This window comes from Amycolatopsis sp. NPDC052450, assembly GCF_044547565.1.
GTDB lineage: Bacteria > Actinomycetota > Actinomycetes > Mycobacteriales > Pseudonocardiaceae > Amycolatopsis.
Window position 1 is genome coordinate 1 of sequence record NZ_JBIUAQ010000024.1, and the last position, 16965, is coordinate 16965.

16 protein-coding genes are annotated in these 16965 nt (G+C 68.1%); 9 read left to right on the forward strand and 7 right to left on the reverse strand.

What is annotated here, in order from left to right:
- Window positions 1–370 precede the first annotated feature (370 nt).
- The 3 genes from ACIHAO_RS30635 to ACIHAO_RS30645 are packed head-to-tail and all read left to right on the forward strand — an operon-like array spanning window position 371 to window position 3072.
- Entirely contained in the window at window positions 371–850 is a 480-nt protein-coding gene (locus ACIHAO_RS30635) for a pyridoxamine 5'-phosphate oxidase family protein (RefSeq protein WP_396563898.1), read from the forward strand.
- A gap of 30 nt (window positions 851–880) precedes the next feature.
- Window positions 881–2428, forward strand: a complete 1548-nt coding sequence (locus tag ACIHAO_RS30640; RefSeq protein ID WP_396563663.1) for a GAF domain-containing protein — start codon at window positions 881–883, stop codon at window positions 2426–2428.
- Complete coding sequence (locus ACIHAO_RS30645) at window positions 2425–3072, forward strand: response regulator (RefSeq protein ID WP_396563665.1); 648 nt, start codon at window positions 2425–2427, stop codon at window positions 3070–3072. Before ACIHAO_RS30640 ends, ACIHAO_RS30645 begins: the two co-directional genes overlap by 4 nt.
- Here ACIHAO_RS30645 and ACIHAO_RS30650 read toward each other — a convergent pair.
- Window positions 3069–3701: a sigma-70 family RNA polymerase sigma factor gene (locus ACIHAO_RS30650; protein WP_396563667.1), complete on the reverse strand. Its 633-nt coding sequence runs from the start codon at window positions 3699–3701 to the stop codon at window positions 3069–3071. The genes ACIHAO_RS30645 and ACIHAO_RS30650 overlap by 4 nt on opposite strands.
- A gap of 243 nt (window positions 3702–3944) precedes the next feature.
- On the opposite strand from ACIHAO_RS30650, the gene ACIHAO_RS30655 reads away from it, so the two are divergent.
- A complete protein-coding gene (locus ACIHAO_RS30655) occupies window positions 3945–5714 on the forward strand; it encodes a chitinase (RefSeq protein ID WP_396563669.1) in 1770 nt (589 codons plus the stop codon).
- Window positions 5715–5962: 248 nt separating this feature from the next.
- On the opposite strand, the gene ACIHAO_RS30660 is transcribed toward ACIHAO_RS30655, so the two are convergent.
- From ACIHAO_RS30660 to ACIHAO_RS30670, 3 genes are all read right to left on the reverse strand, one after another.
- Window positions 5963–7330 (reverse strand): cellulose binding domain-containing protein, encoded by a 1368-nt coding sequence (locus ACIHAO_RS30660; protein ID WP_396563671.1) that lies wholly within the window; start codon window positions 7328–7330, stop codon window positions 5963–5965.
- An 11-nt stretch (window positions 7331–7341) separates the two neighbouring features.
- Window positions 7342–8979 carry a glycosyl hydrolase family 18 protein gene (locus tag ACIHAO_RS30665; RefSeq protein WP_396563673.1) on the reverse strand — a complete coding sequence of 546 codons (1638 nt, stop codon included), beginning with the start codon at window positions 8977–8979 and terminating at the stop codon, window positions 7342–7344.
- Window positions 8980–9241: 262 nt separating this feature from the next.
- The gene (locus tag ACIHAO_RS30670) at window positions 9242–9673 is read right to left on the reverse strand and encodes an RpiB/LacA/LacB family sugar-phosphate isomerase (protein WP_396563675.1); all 432 of its coding nucleotides are present in this window, start codon (window positions 9671–9673) and stop codon (window positions 9242–9244) included.
- A gap of 60 nt (window positions 9674–9733) precedes the next feature.
- Here ACIHAO_RS30670 and ACIHAO_RS30675 point away from each other — a divergent pair, with 60 nt between their 5' ends.
- Window positions 9734–10363, forward strand: coding sequence for a TetR/AcrR family transcriptional regulator (locus ACIHAO_RS30675; protein ID WP_396563677.1), 630 nt, complete (start codon window positions 9734–9736; stop codon window positions 10361–10363).
- Here ACIHAO_RS30675 and ACIHAO_RS30680 read toward each other — a convergent pair.
- Window positions 10360–10902: a DM13 domain-containing protein gene (locus ACIHAO_RS30680; protein WP_396563679.1), complete on the reverse strand. Its 543-nt coding sequence runs from the start codon at window positions 10900–10902 to the stop codon at window positions 10360–10362. The two genes, ACIHAO_RS30675 and ACIHAO_RS30680, sit on opposite strands and share 4 nt — an antisense overlap.
- Window positions 10903–11071: 169 nt before the next feature.
- On the opposite strand from ACIHAO_RS30680, the gene ACIHAO_RS30685 reads away from it, so the two are divergent.
- Window positions 11072–11938, forward strand: coding sequence for a bile acid:sodium symporter family protein (locus ACIHAO_RS30685; RefSeq protein WP_125786902.1), 867 nt, complete (start codon window positions 11072–11074; stop codon window positions 11936–11938).
- Window positions 11939–11951: 13 nt separating this feature from the next.
- Window positions 11952–12752, forward strand: coding sequence for an alpha/beta fold hydrolase (locus tag ACIHAO_RS30690; protein ID WP_396563682.1), 801 nt, complete (start codon window positions 11952–11954; stop codon window positions 12750–12752).
- A 271-nt stretch (window positions 12753–13023) separates the two neighbouring features.
- On the opposite strand, the gene ACIHAO_RS30695 is transcribed toward ACIHAO_RS30690, so the two are convergent.
- Window positions 13024–14352 carry an aspartate aminotransferase family protein gene (locus tag ACIHAO_RS30695; RefSeq protein ID WP_396563684.1) on the reverse strand — a complete coding sequence of 443 codons (1329 nt, stop codon included), beginning with the start codon at window positions 14350–14352 and terminating at the stop codon, window positions 13024–13026.
- A gap of 87 nt (window positions 14353–14439) precedes the next feature.
- Here ACIHAO_RS30695 and ACIHAO_RS30700 point away from each other — a divergent pair, with 87 nt between their 5' ends.
- Window positions 14440–15336 (forward strand): LysR family transcriptional regulator, encoded by an 897-nt coding sequence (locus ACIHAO_RS30700; protein ID WP_396563686.1) that lies wholly within the window; start codon window positions 14440–14442, stop codon window positions 15334–15336.
- Here the strand turns inward: ACIHAO_RS30700 and ACIHAO_RS30705 are convergent.
- Entirely contained in the window at window positions 15257–16483 is a 1227-nt protein-coding gene (locus tag ACIHAO_RS30705) for an MFS transporter (RefSeq protein WP_396563688.1), read from the reverse strand. The two genes, ACIHAO_RS30700 and ACIHAO_RS30705, sit on opposite strands and share 80 nt — an antisense overlap.
- A gap of 64 nt (window positions 16484–16547) precedes the next feature.
- Here ACIHAO_RS30705 and ACIHAO_RS30710 point away from each other — a divergent pair, with 64 nt between their 5' ends.
- Window positions 16548–16919, forward strand: a complete 372-nt coding sequence (locus tag ACIHAO_RS30710) for a MerR family transcriptional regulator (protein WP_396563690.1) — start codon at window positions 16548–16550, stop codon at window positions 16917–16919.
- Window positions 16920–16965: the final 46 nt, after the last annotated feature.

The window sequence follows — 16965 nt, forward strand, 5'->3', positions numbered from 1 at the left end:
CCGACACCATGAAGTCAGCGGAATGCTCACGGCCTCAGGCGACAGCATCTTCACCGCGCGAAGCAACAACAAGATCCTCCGGCACCACGCCGAATTACCACACGAACTTCCGACTCGGGACACTAGGCGCAAGGGTGGGGGCCTTCACGCGCTGTCGCTGTAGTGCTGAGGCTCCAGGTGGTGTTCCTACCCGCCTGAAGCCCCGCCGCTGTCCAGAATCAGGCCTGCCCTGCCTCGACTTTGCCGGGCATCCCGGCCCGCGTGACCCAGCGCCGCCATCCCCCGCACGGGCCGGGTCCATCGGCCCTACCGGCGAGTCGGTAAGCCGGGGACCGTGGATCTCGACGAAGTACACGACGAGAACGCGGGGATGCCGATGTCCGACTCCTTGGGTCTCGAAACGCTCGACCGCGAGCAGTGCCTGTCACTGCTCGCGGGCGTCGGGCTCGGCCGGGTGGTGTTCACCTCCCGCGCCCTGCCGGCGATCCAGCCCGCGCGGTTCGCGCTCCACCACGGCGCGATCGTGGTCCGGACGCCGTCGCAGAGCGCGTTGTTCGCCGGGATACTCGACAGTGTGGTGGCGTTCGCGGTCGACGAGTTCTCCGCGGATCTCGGGACGGGTTGGTTCGTCACCGTCCTCGGCCGCGCCGCCGAGGTGCGTGATCCGATCGTGATCGCCGAGCTGGAGACCTTGCCGCTGTGCTGCTGGACTGGTCAGACGGACGCGCGCTACCTCCGCATCCCGGTCGAGTCGGTCACCGGTCGGAGGATCCTCGGCGGTCGCGGTAACGAAGCACTGTCCGTGATCGACGCACCAGATGAGCGATCCGGGCGCGTTTGTCATTCCTGACCCCACTGCCCGGGGAGTTACTCCGGGACGGTGACGCCAGTGCGGCGGGTGAGTGCGGCGAGTGACGCCAAGGCGCCCAGGATTCTGGACGCGGTGGCGGGGATCGCCCACGATCTCGGTCTCTCCGACGTCCTGCGGCGCCTGGTCGAATCCGCCTGCGACCTGACCGGCGCGCCGTTCGGCGCGCTGAGCGTGCTGGATTCCGACGAGTTCATCCGCTTCGGCGACGCCTGGGTGCGGCCGCCGTCCGAGGATGAGTCCCGGGTGGTGCCGATCCGCATGCGCGGCCGCATCTTCGGGATGCTGTACCTCGCCCGCAAACCGGACGGCGAAGAGTTCACCGAATCCGAAGAGGACCTGCTCGTCGCGCTCACCGCGGCGGCCGGTGTGGTGATCGAGAACGCCGCGCTGTTCGAGCAGGTGCAGCGGCGCGAACGCTGGCTCGAAGCGTCCTATCACGTCACCGGCGCGCTCCTGACCGACCAGGATCTGACCGCGACCCTGCGCCTGATCGCCGAGCGCGCCCGCGTCGTCGCCGGCGGTTCGGCGGGGGCGGTCGCCCGTCCGCGCGGCGACGGGATGCTGGTCTTCGAGATCGTCGAGCCGCCGGGGCCGGACGCCGACCGGATCGCCGGGGTCACCGTGCCGACCGAGGGCACCGCGACCGGGCTGGCGTACACGAGCGGCAAACCGGTCGTGGTCCGGGAGTACGGCGACAAGGTGATCGAGCACCAGGGCGGACGCGGCGTCACGATGCCCGCGATGATCAAGGACCTCGATTCCACGGTCGCCGTCCCGCTGATCGTCGGCGAGGAGAAGCTCGGCGTCCTGCTGATAGCGAAGTTCCGCGACAAGACCCCGTTCTCCGCCTACGACGTGCAGCTCGCCGAGACCTTCGCCGCGCACGCCGCGCTCGCCGTCGAATTCGCCCGCGCGCAGCAGGACAGGCAGCGGCTCGCCGTCTTCGAGGACCGCGACCGGATCGCCCGCGACCTGCACGACCTGGTGATCCAGCGGCTGTTCGCGATCGGGCTCGGCTTGGAGGGGCTCAGCAGGCTGACAGGCGAGGCCGCTGTCTCCGACCGTGTGGCCGGTTTCGCGCACGAGATCGACCGCACGATCCGCGAGATCCGCAACAGCATCTTTTCGCTGCAGGAACCGGCCGAGGCGCAGGGCAGCCTCCGATCGGAGTTGCTGCGCGTCGCGCTCGACGCGGGCTGCGTGTCGGAGCCAAGGGTCGGCTTCGACGGGCCGCTCGACTCGGCCGTGCCGGACACGGTCCGCTCGGACCTCATCGCGACCCTGCGGGAAGCACTGTCCAATGTGGTCAGACACGCGGCGGCGACGGCGGTGTCGGTCGACGTCTCGGTCGATCGCGACGGGCGGCGGCTGGAACTTTCGGTGGTGGACGACGGCGTCGGCATGCCCGCCCAACCCGGCCATCGCAGTGGCGTGGCGAACCTCGCCGAACGCGCGGCCCGCTGGAACGGCGCCTTCGCCGTCGAAGCGAGGCCGGAAGGCGGGACGAGGCTCGACTGGTCGGTGGAACTGCCGGCCCGACAGGGGAGTGTGGGATGACGATTTCGGTGTTCCTGCTGGACGATCACGAACTCGTCCGCACCGGGCTGAAGACCGTCTTCGAGGCGGAAGACGATCTCACGGTGGTCGGCGAGGCGTCCACGGCCACCGAGGCCTACGTGCGGATCCCCGCGGTCAAACCGCAGGTCGCGGTGCTCGACGTGCGGCTTCCGGACGGCGAGGGGGTCAGCGTCTGCCGGGAGATCCGGGCGTCCATCGAACCGCCGCCCGCCTGCCTGATGCTGACGTCCTATTCGGACGACGACGCGTTGTTCGGCGCGATCATGGCGGGCGCGGCCGGGTACATGCTCAAACAGGTCTCCGGCAGTGCGCTCGTCAAGGCCGTCCGCACCGTCGCCGCAGGAGGATCGCTCCTGGACAGCACGCTGACGGCGTCGGTGATGAACCGGCTGCGCGGCGAGAGCGACGCCCCGGACCCGCGTTACGAACAGCTGAGCCCGCAGGAGCGGCGGGTGCTCGACCACATCGCCGACGGGCTGACCAACCGCCAGATCGCGGAAAAGCTGTACCTGGCGGAGAAGACGGTCAAGAACTACGTGTCGTCCTTGCTGCACAAGCTCGGTTTCGAACGCCGTACCGCCGCGGCCGTCTACGCCACCCAACGTCGTAAGCCCATCGTCTAGAAGATCGTGAACTCGCCGGCGAAATCGGGATCGTCGCGCAGCACCCGGCGAAGTTCGTTGAGCGCCCGGTGCTGGGTGACGCGGACGGCGCCCGCGCTCGCCATGCCCAGCGCGACGGCGGTCTCCTCGGCGCTGAACCCGTGGATCACGCGCAGCACCAGCACGTCGCGCTGCCTCGCCGAAAGGAACTTGAACAGCCGCGACAACCGGCGGCCGCGGTCCGCCTTCTCGACCTCTTCGAACGTCGGGTTCCAGGGACCGTCCTGTTCGGGCTCCGGATCGGGCACCGGCGCGGACGGGTCGCGGGCGAGGTTCCGGCGGACGTCGGCGACCTTGTGCGAGGCGATCCCGAAGACGTACGGCAGGAAGCTGGTGTCCTGGTAGTTGTAGCGCGGCAAGGCGACGAGGACGGCCATGAGGACCTCCTGCGCGCAGTCTTCGGCGTTGGCGATGCCGCGCGTCGCCCCGCCCAGCCTGCCCGCGCAGTAGCGGAACACGATCGGCCGGAGAAGCGTCAGCAGGCTTCCCACGGCCCGCCGGTCACCACTGATCGCCGCGCGGATCAGTTCGCCGTCCGGCTCTCCCGGCCGGGGCTGGTACACCGGGCGCACGGCTTCCGACACGGTCATCACGCCGGATGGGCCGTTCTCGGCATGTGCCTGTGCGTTCCCATGGTCCCCACCTCCCGAAAGCCCCCAGCCCTCTTTGGCCCTTCCGACGTTACGGAGCGCGCTCGCGCGTCACACCGGTACAGCAGCCCGGAGTAGTCGGGTCTTTAGGCCCTGGTGTCCGCGGGGTATGGACTTTCGCCAGATTGGTCTAGACAATTAGCCCAGCGCGGCGGCAGGCCGCCCTTTCACGGAGGAATCGCGATGAGGCGTTCCAGATCCTTGGCCTTTCTGGCCGTTTTGGTGCTCACCTTCACCGGCCTGATCACCGGCGGCGGCACCGCGAACGCGGCCAACCTGCTCCTCAACCCCGGCTTCGAGGCGGGCTCGACTTCCGGCTGGTCCTGCGCGGCGGGCGCGGCCGTGAGCACCCCGGTCCGTTCGGGCGGTTACGCCGTTTCGGTCACGCCCGGCTCGACGACCGGGAAATGCGCACAGACGGTATCCGTCCGGCCGAACACGACCTACGCGGTTTCCGCCTGGGTGAACGGGAACCCGGTGTACCTCGGGGTCACGGGCGGGCCGTCGACCTGGACGGCGGCGACCTCGTACACACAGCTGTCGCTCTCGTTCACGACGTCGGCCACGCAGACGACGGCCGAGGTGTACGTCCACGGCTGGTACGGGTCGGGCACCTTCTACGCGGACGACATCAGCCTCGACGGGCCCGGCGGTGGCACCCCCGGCGCGCCGCCGACGCCGGGGAACCCGGCCGTGGGCACGGTGACGAACTCGTCGATCGCACTGTCGTGGGGTGCCTCGGCGGGCACGGTGACCGGCTACCGCGTTTACGAAGGCGGGACCGTGGTCGCGACGGTGACCGGGACTTCGGCGACGATCTCGGGGCTGACGGCCTGTTCCTCGCACAACTACTCGGTGGCCGCGTACAACAGCACGGGCGAGTCACCGAAGACCACGGACGCGAGCGCCACGACTTCCGGCTGCGTCGACACCGGCCTGCCGAAGCACGCGCTGATCGGCTACCTGCACGCGAGCTTCGCCAACGGCTCCGGTTACACGCGGATGGCCGACGTCCCGGCGGCGTGGGACATCATCAACCTGGCCTTCGGCGAGCCGACTTCGGTGACTTCCGGCGACATCCGCTTCACGCGGTGCCCGGTGGCGGAATGCCCGGCCGTGGAAAGCGACGCGGACTTCATCGCCGCGATCCGCGCGAAGCAGGCGCAGGGCAAGAAGGTGCTGATCTCCATCGGTGGCCAGAACGGCCAGGTCCAGCTGACCACGACCGCGGCGCGTGACGCTTTCGTCAGCTCGGTCTCCGCGATCATCGACCGGTACGGGCTGAACGGGCTCGACATCGACTTCGAGGGCCACTCGCTGTACCTCAACTCCGGCGACAACGACTTCCGCAACCCGACCACGCCGGTGATCGTCAACCTCATTTCGGCGCTGAAGACGCTGAAAGGCAAGTACGGAGCGGGATTCGTGCTCACGATGGCGCCCGAGACGTTCTTCGTGCAGACCGGCTACCAGTACTACGGCGGCCTCGGCGGCGCCGACAACCGGACCGGTTCGTACCTGCCGGTGATCCACGCGATGCGGGACGCGCTGACCGTCTTGCACGTCCAGGACTACAACTCCGGGCCGGTGATGGGCCTGGACAACCAGTACCACTTCATGGGCGGCGCGGACTTCCACATCGCGATGACCGACATGATCAAGGCGGGCTTCACCGTGTCCTCGACCGGATTCCGGTTCCCCGGGCTGCGTGAGGACCAGATCGCGTTCGGCCTGCCGGCCGCGGTGAGCGCGGGCAACGGGCACACCGCGCCGGCCGCGGTGCATTCGGCGCTGAACTGCCTCGTGAAGAATTCCGGCTGCGGGTCGTATTCCTTGCGTGGCGGCGCCTCGCCGGCGTTGCGCGGGCTGATGACGTGGTCGATCAACTGGGACCGGTACTACGGCTGGGAGTTCCAGAACGCTCACGAACCGTTCCTGAACGCCCTGCCCTGACGGCTCGCGGTCCTCTTCGCAAGTAGGTGACTACTTGCCGCAGGTCCGTGAAGGACCCCTTCCTGTACTTAGGCGCAAGGAAGGGGTCCTTCACGTACTCCGGCTTGCGGGCGACTGCCCACCGCGCAATTAGTCCTCTGGATGCGGTCCTTGCGCATGCATCCATCGCGAGTAGATGGCGAATTGCGGGAGAAAGGAGCGGGCCCGCACCGTGCAGCATCGGTGCGGGCCCGCAGTTCAAGGGGACGTCAGAAGGCCGCGGTGATCCGCGTGAAGTCCCAGTCGTTCTGAGCGATGCCACTGCAGTTCTCGGCCACCCCGCCGTTGGGACAGCCACGGTCACGGTTGGTCGACCAGAACGCGAGCCTGGCGATCTTGTTGGTCTTGGACCAGTCGGTGATCCGGGTCCAGGTGTCGAGACTCGTCAGTTCCCGCTGGTCCGAAAGACCGTTCATGCCGCTGATGCCGAGGTGGCTGTACGCCGTGGCGTCGTTCCACCCGAAGGTCGACTTCAGCTTGTCGCGCAGGCCGTTCGCGGCCTTGATGGTGTTGCCGTACATGTCCGCGCCACCACCGAAGTCGAACGGCATGATCGTGTAGACGTCGATCCCGGCGTTCAGCGCCTTCGACTGGTCGATGAGCCGGTTGCCCCAGGAGTTCGGGCCGCTGGTCGTCGTGCCGAAGGTGAGAATGGTCTGGATACCGGGGTTGTTCGCCTTCACGATCTTCAGCGCGTTCAGGACGCGGTCCTGCACCACCGCGTTCTCGAACTCGTCGGTGTTCTCGATGTCGATGTCGATCGCCTTGAGCGCGTAGGCGTCGATCACCTTCTGGTAGGCACCGGCGAGCGCTTCCGGCGTCGAGCAGTTCGGGCCGAGCTTGTTGCCGCTCCACCCGCCGAAGGACGGCACGATCTGCCCGCCCGCGGCCTTGATCTGCGCGATCGCGTTCGCGTCGACGCCGCCCTGCAGCGGGCGGCTGCCGTCCCAAGCGGGATTGCAGCCACCGGACGACAGGATGAACGCCATCGTGAACCACTTGATCCCGGTCGCGTTCATGACCGTCTGCGGGTTCGGCGGGCTGCCCCAGCCCATGTACAGATACGGCGCGCCACGGCCGCCGGGCGGCGGCGGGGTGCTCGTGGTCGTCGTCGGAGAGGTCGTGGTCGTGGTGGTCGGCGTGGTCGGCGTCGTGGTCGGACCGCCGCCGCCCGGATCGCAGGAACCACCGTTGATCTTGCAGTTCGCCGGGGCGACGTAGCCCCCGGAGTACTTGACGTTGAAGCCGAAGCTGGTGGAACCGCCGTTGGAAAGGTTGCCGTTCCAGGTGTTCTTCACCGTCACGTGCTGTCCGGAGACCGAGTAGCTGCCGTCCCACAGCGACGCGATCGAGTGCCCCGCGGGGAGGTCGAATTCGACCGTCCAGGTGGGCAGGCCCGATCCGGAGTTGTTGCTGATCGTGTACTTGCCCTCCCAGCCGGAGCCCCAATCGGAGCCCTTGCTGAAGGCGGCGCCGACGCCGCCGGCCGCGGAGGCCGGCGCGATCACGAGGACCGCGCCGGCCGTTGCGGCAGCGGCGGCCAGGCCGACGGCCTGGATCCAAGTCCGCTTGCCCACTGTCAAACCTCTCAGTTCAGGCCGTTGCGCATGGCCGAGACGAGTTCACCGTTGGAGGTGTCACCACTGAGTTCCCAGAAGAACGCGCCGCCGAGACCCTGGTTCTTGGTCCAGCCCATCTTTCCGTTGATGGTCGCGGGAGTGTCGTAGCTCCACCAGTTGTTGCCGCACTTCGCGTACGCGGTGCCCGCGATCGTGCCGGTCGACGGGCAGCTGTTCTTGAGGATCTTGTAGTCCTCGATGCCCGCCTCGTAGGTGCCCGGTGCCGCTCCGGTCGCGGTGCCGCCCGGCGTGTCCTGCGTGACACCGGTCCAGCCTCGGCCGTAGAAACCGATACCCAGCAACAGTTTGTTCGCCGGGACGCCCTTGGCCTTGAGCTTCTGGATGGCGTCGTCGGAGTTGAAGCCCTGCTGCGGGATGCCCGGGTACGAGGTCAGCGGCGAGTGCGGGGCCGTCGGGCCCTGCGCCGCCCAAGCGCCGAAGAAGTCGTACGTCATGACGTTGTACCAGTCGAAGTACGCCGACGCGGGGCCGTAGTCGGCGACGTCGAGCTTGCCGCCGCTGCTGGCGTCCGCGGTGATCGCGGCGGTGACCAGGAACGAGGAACCGAACTTGGTGCGCAGCGCCTGTGCCACGTTCTTGATCGCGGCGGGACCGCTGGTGTCACAGGTGAGACCACAGGCGTTCGGGTACTCCCAGTCGATGTCGATGCCGTCGAAGACGTCGGCCCACCGCGGGTCCTTGATCAGCTTGTAGCAGGATTCCGCGAACGCGGCCGGGTTCTTCGAAGCCTGGCCGAAGCCGCCGGACCAGGTCCAGCCGCCGAACGACCACAGCACCTTCAGGCCCGGGTACATCTTCTTCAGCTTGCGCAGCTGGTTGAAGTTCCCGCGCAGCGAGCCCGCGTCCCACGAGTCCGCGACACCGTCCACACTGGACCCGGCGTCGTAGAACTTGTCGTAGTCGGCGTAGGTGTCGTCATTCGCCGAGCAGGAACCGTTGGTGACGTTGCCGAACGCGTAGTTGATATGCGTCAGCTTCGCCGCGGAACCGGAAGTGTGAATGTTCTTCACGTGATAGTTGCGGCCGTAGACGCCCCACTGCACGAAGTAGCCGAGGTTCTTCTTCGCGCCCGGGTTCGGGTTCGAAGTCGTGGTGGTCGGCGGGTTGCTCGTGCTCGTCGACGTCGGGGGATTGGACGTCGTGGTGGTCGGTGTGGTCGGCGTCGTGGTCGGGTTGCCGCCACCCGGGTCGCAGGAGCCGCCGTTGATCTTGCAGTTCGCCGGGGCGACGTAGCCCCCGGAGTACTTGACGTTGAAGCCGAAGCTGGTGGAACCGCCGTTGGAAAGGTTGCCGTTCCAAGTGTTCTTGACGGTCACGTGCTGGCCGGAGACGGTGTAGCTGCCGTCCCACAGCGAGGCGATCGAGTGGCCCGCCGCGAGGTCGAACTCGAGGGTCCAGTTGGTCAGGCTCGATCCCGAGTTATTGGTGATCGTGTATTTGCCCTCCCAGCCGGAGCCCCAGTCCGAGCCCTTGGTCAGGGTGGCTCCGACGCCACCGGCCGCGTTCGCCGGCACGGTCACCAGACCGACCGCCAGCGCCGCCACGGCCGTGAACAGGCCGACCAGATGCCATCTTTTTCTCGACATTTCACTCCTTACAACCCGGTGCAGGGAAATGATCTTGGAGATGATTTCGTCAAAGGGAAATCGGCGACATCGCGTTGCCGCGGCCGGAGCCGGGCAGGCGGGGATGCGTCTTCATCGACCACCTCCATGCGGAAACGCTTTGTTGCGGGAGACGGTACGTGGTCTGGACCAATATGGGAAGCGTCACTACGTAGAGTGGTGATTTTCCTGCGAACGGCCTAATACGTTCGACAGCGTTAACCGTTCACTGGTTCGGTGCCGTTCAGCGGCGGAATTCGTCCATTTCGCCGAGCCTGGCGATATTCGCGGATTCGTCGGGGTCGGGCAGGACGCCGGAAAGGAACACCTCGGTGATTTCGACGGCCACGTCGGGGGCCAGCCGCTTGAGGCTCAGCGCCAGCACGTTGGCGTCGTTCCACTTGCGCGCGCCGGCGGCGATCCAGGTGTCCCAGGCCAGCGCCGCGCGGACCCCGGGGACCTTGTTGGCCGCGATGGCCGTACCTGTCCCGGTCCAGCACATCACCACGCCGAAATCGGCCTCGCCTGCCACGACCGCCCTGCCGACCGCCGCGCCGAGTTCCGGCCAGACGTCCGACGCCGCCGGGCGGAACACCTCGTGCCCCGCCTCGGCGAGATACGCCTGGACGGCGTCGGTGGTGGCGTTGCGGTCGTCGGCGGCGAAGGCGATCCTCATGTCCGGATCGTAACGCCGCGTCGACGGGTGACGAACCGGAAGTCATGGGAGGATCGCGGCGTGGACTCGTCTGCGGAGGAGCGCCAGGTCCAGCGTGACCAGGAGATCGCACGGACCCGGATTCTCGACACCGCCGCCCGCCTCATCGGCGAGGCAGGTTTCGCCCGGCTCAAGATCGGCATGATCTGCGCCAGGACGGGCTATCCCAGCGGCGTCGTCTACCAGTTGTTCGGCTCGAAGGAGACGCTGGTCCAGCGGCTCGTCGAGTTCGCGGCGGAGAAGTTCGCCGACGTCTTCAGCGCCGCCGTCGCCACCCGGACCGGTGGGCTGACGCCGAGTCCGATGGACATGTTGCGGGCACTGCTGGACATCTTCTTCGAGCTGCTCACCGACATGCCGCCGCTGAACCGGGCCTTCGTGGTGCTGTGGACGGACGCGACCGTGGGCGATCCCGCGGTGCGGTCGGCGATGACCGAAGCCGATCGCCGGTACCGGTTCGCCATCGCGCAGACCGTCGCCGCCGGGCTCGCGGACGGCTCCATCGGCGGCGTCCGCGATCCCGACGCGTACGCGGCGGCGCTCGTGGGGCAGCTGCGCGGGATCGCCGTGGCGGCGATCATCGATCCCGGCGGCATCGATCTGCGGGCCGTCCGCGCGGAGATGGAGTACGCCGTGGACCGGCTCGCCTAAACCTTCTTCAGTTCGGCCGCGCCGAAGGAAACGCTGAACCGTTCGCACCAGATGGTCACGCTCGAATACCGCGCCAGATCGGTGCCCGCCGGCAGCGTGTAGTTCTGGCTTCCCTTGTTGCCCTTGAGTTTCCCGGCGCTCACGTACGCGCCGTCGTCGAACACGAACCAGCCGCCCTTGCCGGGGATGACCGGCGCGTCGGTGAGCCAGACCCGCAGGTCCGGTCCGTTGCTCGTGTCGAGGTTCTCCAGGCGCAGCACCAGTGATCCGTCGGCCGCGCGCAGGATCCGGACGTCGCCGCTGGTCGTGTGCTCGTGGCTGATCAGTGCGCCGGTTGCCACGACCGCGGGCTCTTTCGGCGCGGGTGTGGCACTTCCGGTGGCTTGGGTCGTGGGCTGGGCTGTGGTTTCGGCGACGGGCAGCGCCTCCTGGACCGTCTCGTTCACCCAGAGCTTCCACGGCTGGAACCAGTAGAGGCCCGCGGCCACCGCCACCACCAGTCCGGCCGCCACGACGGCGAGCACCCGCTTGCGTTTCATGGGGACATTCAACCGTGTGAACCGTCCGGATCGCCCGGTTCGGGCGGTTACCGAACTCTTACGGGGCCGATCGGGCAGGGTCACGGCTGGGTGTCGGTGCCTTGACCCGGTTCACGCCGCTTGACACGATTGCCGATCTGAAAAGGGCATATCGGACGGAGGCCCCTCGATGGGTTCGGCGATGTTTTCCATTCTCCTGCCGATAGCGCTGGCGCTGGTCATGTTCGGGTTGGGGCTGACCCTGACCGTCGGCGACTTCACGCGCGTGCTGAAGTACCCGAAGGCCGCCGTCATCGCGCTGGTGTGCCAGATGATCGTGCTGCCGGTGATCTGTGTCGGCCTCATCATGCTGTTCGGGCTCGGCGGTGTGCTCGCGGTCGGCATGATGCTGCTCGTCGCCTCACCCGGCGGGACGTCGGCGAACCTGTTCAGTCACCTCGCCGGCGGCGACGTCGCCCTCAACGTCACACTCACGGCGATCAACTCCGTGCTGGCCGTGTTCACCCTGCCGCTGGTCGTCGGCCTGTCGATGGCCGAATTCCTCGACGGCAGCGCCTCCGTCGGGCTCCAGCCCGCGAAGTTCGTGCAGGTGTTCGCGATCGTGCTGATCCCGGTCGTGATCGGGATGGCGGTGCGGCACCGGTTCACCGACTGGGCCGAGCGGATGCGCAAACCGGTCAAGATCGGCTCCGCCGTGGTGCTCGTCCTGGTGATCGCGGCGGCGATCGCACAGGAGTTCCGGACGCTGGTCGACAACATCTGGACGCTCGGACCGGTGGCGCTGGCGCTCTCCGTGCTGAGTCTCGCGATCGGGTACTACGTGCCGCGGCTGTTCCGGGTGGACCGCGGGCAGTCGATCGCGTCCGCCATGGAGATCGGTGTCCACAACGCCACACTCGCCATCGCCGTCGCGATCTCCGTGCTCGGTGACAAGGCGATGGCCGTACCGGCCGGGATCTACGGCGTGCTCATGTTCCTCCCCGCCGGGATTGCGGCCTTCCTGTTGTCCCGCGGCAAGGTGAGCGCGCCGGTCTGAGTTACGTTGAGGTGTGCCTCGTTTCCCCATCGGAGACCTCCTCGACGTGAACGGTGTCGCCGTCCATGTCCGCCAGGACGGTGCCGGGCCGCCGATCCTGTTGCTGCACGGGTATTGCGGGTCGGTGCACTGGTTCGACAGGCTCACCCTCGGCCTGGCCGCGCGACATCGGGTGATCCGGGTGGATCTGCTGGGACACGGATGCACCGGTGGTTCTTCGGGTTTCGAGGCGGCGTCGCAGGCACGCATGGTGGCCGCCGTTCTCGACGCGCTGGACGTCGAGGACGTGCTGGTCGCCGGTCATTCCTTCGGTGCGGACGTCGCCTTGGCGCTGGCCGCGATCTCTCCGCGAGCCGGTTCCTTGGTGTTGATCGGGCAGGCGCCGGACTACAGCTACGCGTCCTTCCCGCCGGGCAGTTCGGTGTTGCTGCCGATGGTCAGTGCTGTCGTGCGACTTGTCGCCCATCGGCGGTGGATCCGGTTCGCGTCGCGGTTCCGGCGGGTGAGCTGGTTCGACGATCCCTTGCGGGAGTTGGCCGATCACGCCGTCACCGCGCCGGCGATGGCCCGGGTGGTGCTCGGGGAACGCGCGCGACTGCTCGCGTTTCGTCCTCTCGATGCGCAAGTGGCGGCCTTGGGCTTGCCGTGTCTGGTGATTCTCGGGCGGCGGGACCGTTTTTACGACTGTGAAAAGACTTTCGCCCGGTACTCGGCGGTCGGGGCTCGTGTGGAGGTCGTCGAGGGCGCCGGGCACTCGCCGTTCTTGGAGCGGCCAGGCGAGGTGGCTCGGTTGCTTCGCGAGTTCCGGGCATAGCGGCCGACGCTTTCGCGTGTCCGGATGGACGACTCGCGTGTCTGGATGGACGACACGCGTGATAGGGCGGACGACTCGCGGCGGAACGCGGCCGCGTGTCGTCCGTCGGATCACGCGTGTCGTCCACTCGGTCACGCGAAACCGCCTTGAGCGGCGCGTGAAGGACTCCTTCCCTCGGCTCAGCCGAGGAAACTCGACCTTCACACCTTCCCCATGTACATGAAGGACCCCTTCCTTGCGCCTAGGTACAGGAAGGGGTCCTTCATGTACTTCAGGCGCCGGCGTCACCGATCGCCTTGTCCAGGATCCCCAGCCCTTCCGCCAGTTCGTCCTCGGTCGCGGTCAGCGGGGGAGCGATCCGGAAGACCCCGCCCATTCCCGGCAGCTGCACGATGTTCATGTGCAGCCCCAGTTCGAGACAGCGCCGGGTGACCAGGGCGCCCAGTTCGTCGGAGCTTTGCTTGGTGGCGCGGTCCACGACGAGTTCCACGCCGACCAGCAGGCCGCGGCCGCGGATGTCGCCGACGACCGCGTGGCGGGTGGCGAGGTCGTCGAGGCCGCGGCGGAGGAAGGCACCCAGTTCGGTGGCGCGTTCGTCGAGGCGGTCGCGGGTGAGGACGTCGAGCACGGTGTTCCCGACGGCCGCCACCAGTGGGTCCGCGACGTGCGTGGTGAAGAACAGGTAGCCGCGGTCATGCGCTTCCTGCTCGATTTCGGCGCTCGTGATGACCGCCGCGAGCGGGAGTCCCGCGCCGAGCGTTTTGGACAGCGTGAGGATGTCGGGGACGACGCCGTCGCGCTCGAAGGCGTACCAGTTTCCCGTGCGGCACAGGCCGGTCTGTGCTTCGTCGAGGATCAGCAGCATCCCGCGTTCGCGGCACTTTTCTTGCAGTGCGGCGAAATAACCCACAGGCGGCTCGATGATCCCACCCGAGCTGAGGATCGGTTCGACGACGCACGCCGCGAGGCTGCCGACGGACTGGGCGTCGATCATCTCGAAGCCGAAGTCCAGCTGCCGCTTCCAGTCCGGTTCCCCGTCCGGGGTGAGGAAGTCGGGCCGATAGGAATTCGGCGCGGGGATGGCGAAGTTGCCGGGCGCGGACGGGCCGTAACCCTTGCGGCCCGCGCTGTAGGTCGCGCTGGCCGCCGCGTGCGTCATCCCGTGCCACGACCTGGCGAACGAGACGATCTCGTGGTTGCCCGTCACCAGTTTCGCCATCCGGATCGCGGCCTCGTTCGACTCCGCCCCGGTGGTCAGCAACAACGCCTTTTCCAGCGGTGACGGCAAAGTCTCGGCCAGCCGCCGCGCGAGGTCGACGACGGGGCGGCTCAGCATCCCGCTGAACAGGTGGTCGAGCGAGCCGATCTGCCGCCGCACGGTCTCGACGATCTCGGGATGCGAATGCCCGAGGATCGCGCTCATCTGCCCGGAGGTGAAGTCGAGGATCCGCCGCCCGGACTCGGTGAACAGGTAGCTCCCGGCGGCGTGGTCGATGATCTCGCGGGTGAAGTCGCCGGCCCCGGCGTAGCGCACGAGGTGCCGGTCGGCGTCGGCCCAGAAACGGTCGGCGGTGGACAGGTCGGTGTGGGGAGCAGCCATGTTCCGACGGTAAATCCGATCCGAGCGACACGTCCAGCTCACGATTCCGGCTGTGCTGTTCGGCCGATCCGTACAACAATGGCGTCCATGCTCAATCCCTGGAGGCTCGGCCTGCTGAGCAGGCTGGACACGCTCGGCACCGTCCGCGCGGTCGCGAAGGCGGCCAACCTGAGCGCGTCGAGCGTGTCCCAGCAGCTCGCGGTCCTCGAGGCCGAAACGCGTACCCAGCTGCTGGAACGCACCGGCCGCCGCGTCCGGCTGACCCCGGCCGGGCGGATGCTCGCCCGCCGCGCGAGGGAGATCCTCGACCATATGGACACCGTCGAGGCCGAGCTGCGCGGTCTCGGCGAGGGGCCGGCGGGGCTCGTCCGCCTCGGTGCCTTCCAGAGTTCGATCCACACCATCGCCGTCCCCGCGGTGAACCGGCTGGCGCGCTCACATCCGCGTCTCCAGATCGAACTGCTCGAACTCGAACCGCACGTGAGCATGCCCGCGCTCCGCGTCGGCGACGCCGACGTCATCATCACCACCACGGACTTCGTCGAGCAGCCGCTGGGCCCCGACATCGAGCTCGTCCCGCTCGCGACCGACCCGATCGTGCTCGTCGTCCCGCCCGGTCATCCGGCCGCGGGCCGCGGGCCCGCCGACCTCGCCGCCTACGCGAGCGAGCCATGGGCGTTCGACATCCCCCAGTCCTACATGGCGAACCTCGCCACCCGGCTCTGCCGCGAAGCCGGGTTCGAGCCGCGCGTGATCGCCCGGTTCAGCAATTACATGATGACCTTGCAGCACGTCGAGGCCGGGCTGTCGATCGCTCTCCTGCCCGGCCTCGCCGTCGACCGGCGCTACCGCGTCGCCACCCGTGAGCTCGCGACGCCGGTCGACCGCGCCATCACCGCGGCGATCAGGCGCGGGTCCGCGCCGCGCGCCGCTGTCGACCTGGTTCTCGAGGCGATCCGGAGTCATCCGGAACTGCCGCTGTGAACCCGTGCCGTCGCGCCACCAGCACCACGGCCAGCGTCGGCACGAGCAGCACCAGGACACTCCACGGGAACGAACCGGCGCCGAAGCCGTCGAGGAGGACGCCGCCGGCGATCCCGCCGCCCGCCATCGCCGCGTTCCACAGTGTGACCAGCATGGCCTGCGCGATGTCCGCCGCGCCGCCCTTGTCGCCCGCTTGCGCGGCCGCGGTCTGCAGCAGTGTCGGGATCCCGCCCCAGCCGAGTCCCCACAGTGTCACGGCGACGTAGACGAGCGCCGGACTTTCGCCCGGCAGAGCCAAAATCGTCGCCCCGGCCGCTACGAGGAGCGTGCCCGCGACGGTCAGCGGGCGCAACCGCCGGTCGATGAGGAGGCCGACGAACCAGATGCTGACCATCGACGCCAGCCCGAACACGAGCAGGATCCGATCCACCGAGCCGCCCATCGACACGTGCTCGAGGAAGGTGGCGATGTAGGTGTAGAGGATGTTGTGCGCCAGCACGAACGTCAGCGTCACGAACAGGACCGCGGCCACGCCCGGTACGGCGAGGGTCCTGCGCACCGGGAGCCTGCCGCCCTTGTCCTGCCCGGGGAAATCGGGGACGGCCAGCGTGATCCAGCCGAGCAGGACGAGCGCGAGCGCCGACATGAGCGAGAACGTCACCTGCCAGCCGAAGAGGCCGCCGAGGAAGGTGCCGGCGGGGATGCCGAGCGAGAGCGCGAGCGGGATGCCGGTCATCACGATGGCGATCGCCTTGCCGCGCACCGGTTCCGGCGCCAGCCGACGGGCGTAACCGGTCAGCAGCGCCCAGACCACGCCCGCCGCGATCCCGGCGACGAATCGCGCGCCGAGCGTCAGGGGGTAGTTCGTGGACAGTGCCGTGACCGTGTTGGCGACGGCGAAACCGGCCACACCGGCCAGGAGCAAACGTTTGCGGCGCCAGCCCGCGGTGGCGGCGGAAAGGGGGATCGCGGTGAGCGCGGTGCCGATCGCGTACACCGTCACCAGCTGCCCTGTCGCCGCTTCGCCGACACCGAGGCCGGCGCTCATCGCGGGCAGCACCCCGGCGGGCAGGGCTTCGGTGAGGACGGTGACGAACGCCGCCGTGGTCAGCGCGAGCAAGGCGCCGAGCGGGAGTTTCGGAGTCATGATCCGTATGCTCGAACCATCACATAGATGTGAAGGTCAAGTCGGCCGGAGTGAGGTGGCGCACATGCGGATCGGGGAGCTTTCGGAACGGACGGGGACGTCGCGCCGTCTGCTGCGGTACTACGAAGAGCAGGGTCTCATCATCTCGGAGCGGCAGGCCAACGGCTACCGCGACTACGGCGAGCCGTCGGTGGACCGGGTCATCCAGGTCCGTGGCCTGCTCGACGCCGGGCTGCCGACCCGGATCATCAAGCAGATCCTGCCGTGCCTGGACAAACCCCGGCAGATCTACTTCCCGGACGCGACCAGGGAGATGCTCGAGACCCTGGAGGCCGAACGCGACCGGATGACCCGGCGTGCCGAATGCCTGCTGCGCAACCGGGACGCCATCACCGAGTACCTCGACGCCGTCCGCGCCTACGACCCGGCGTCCTGAGCCGGAGGGACTTTCCTCGCATCGGTCTTGACAGGGTGAGAAAGCG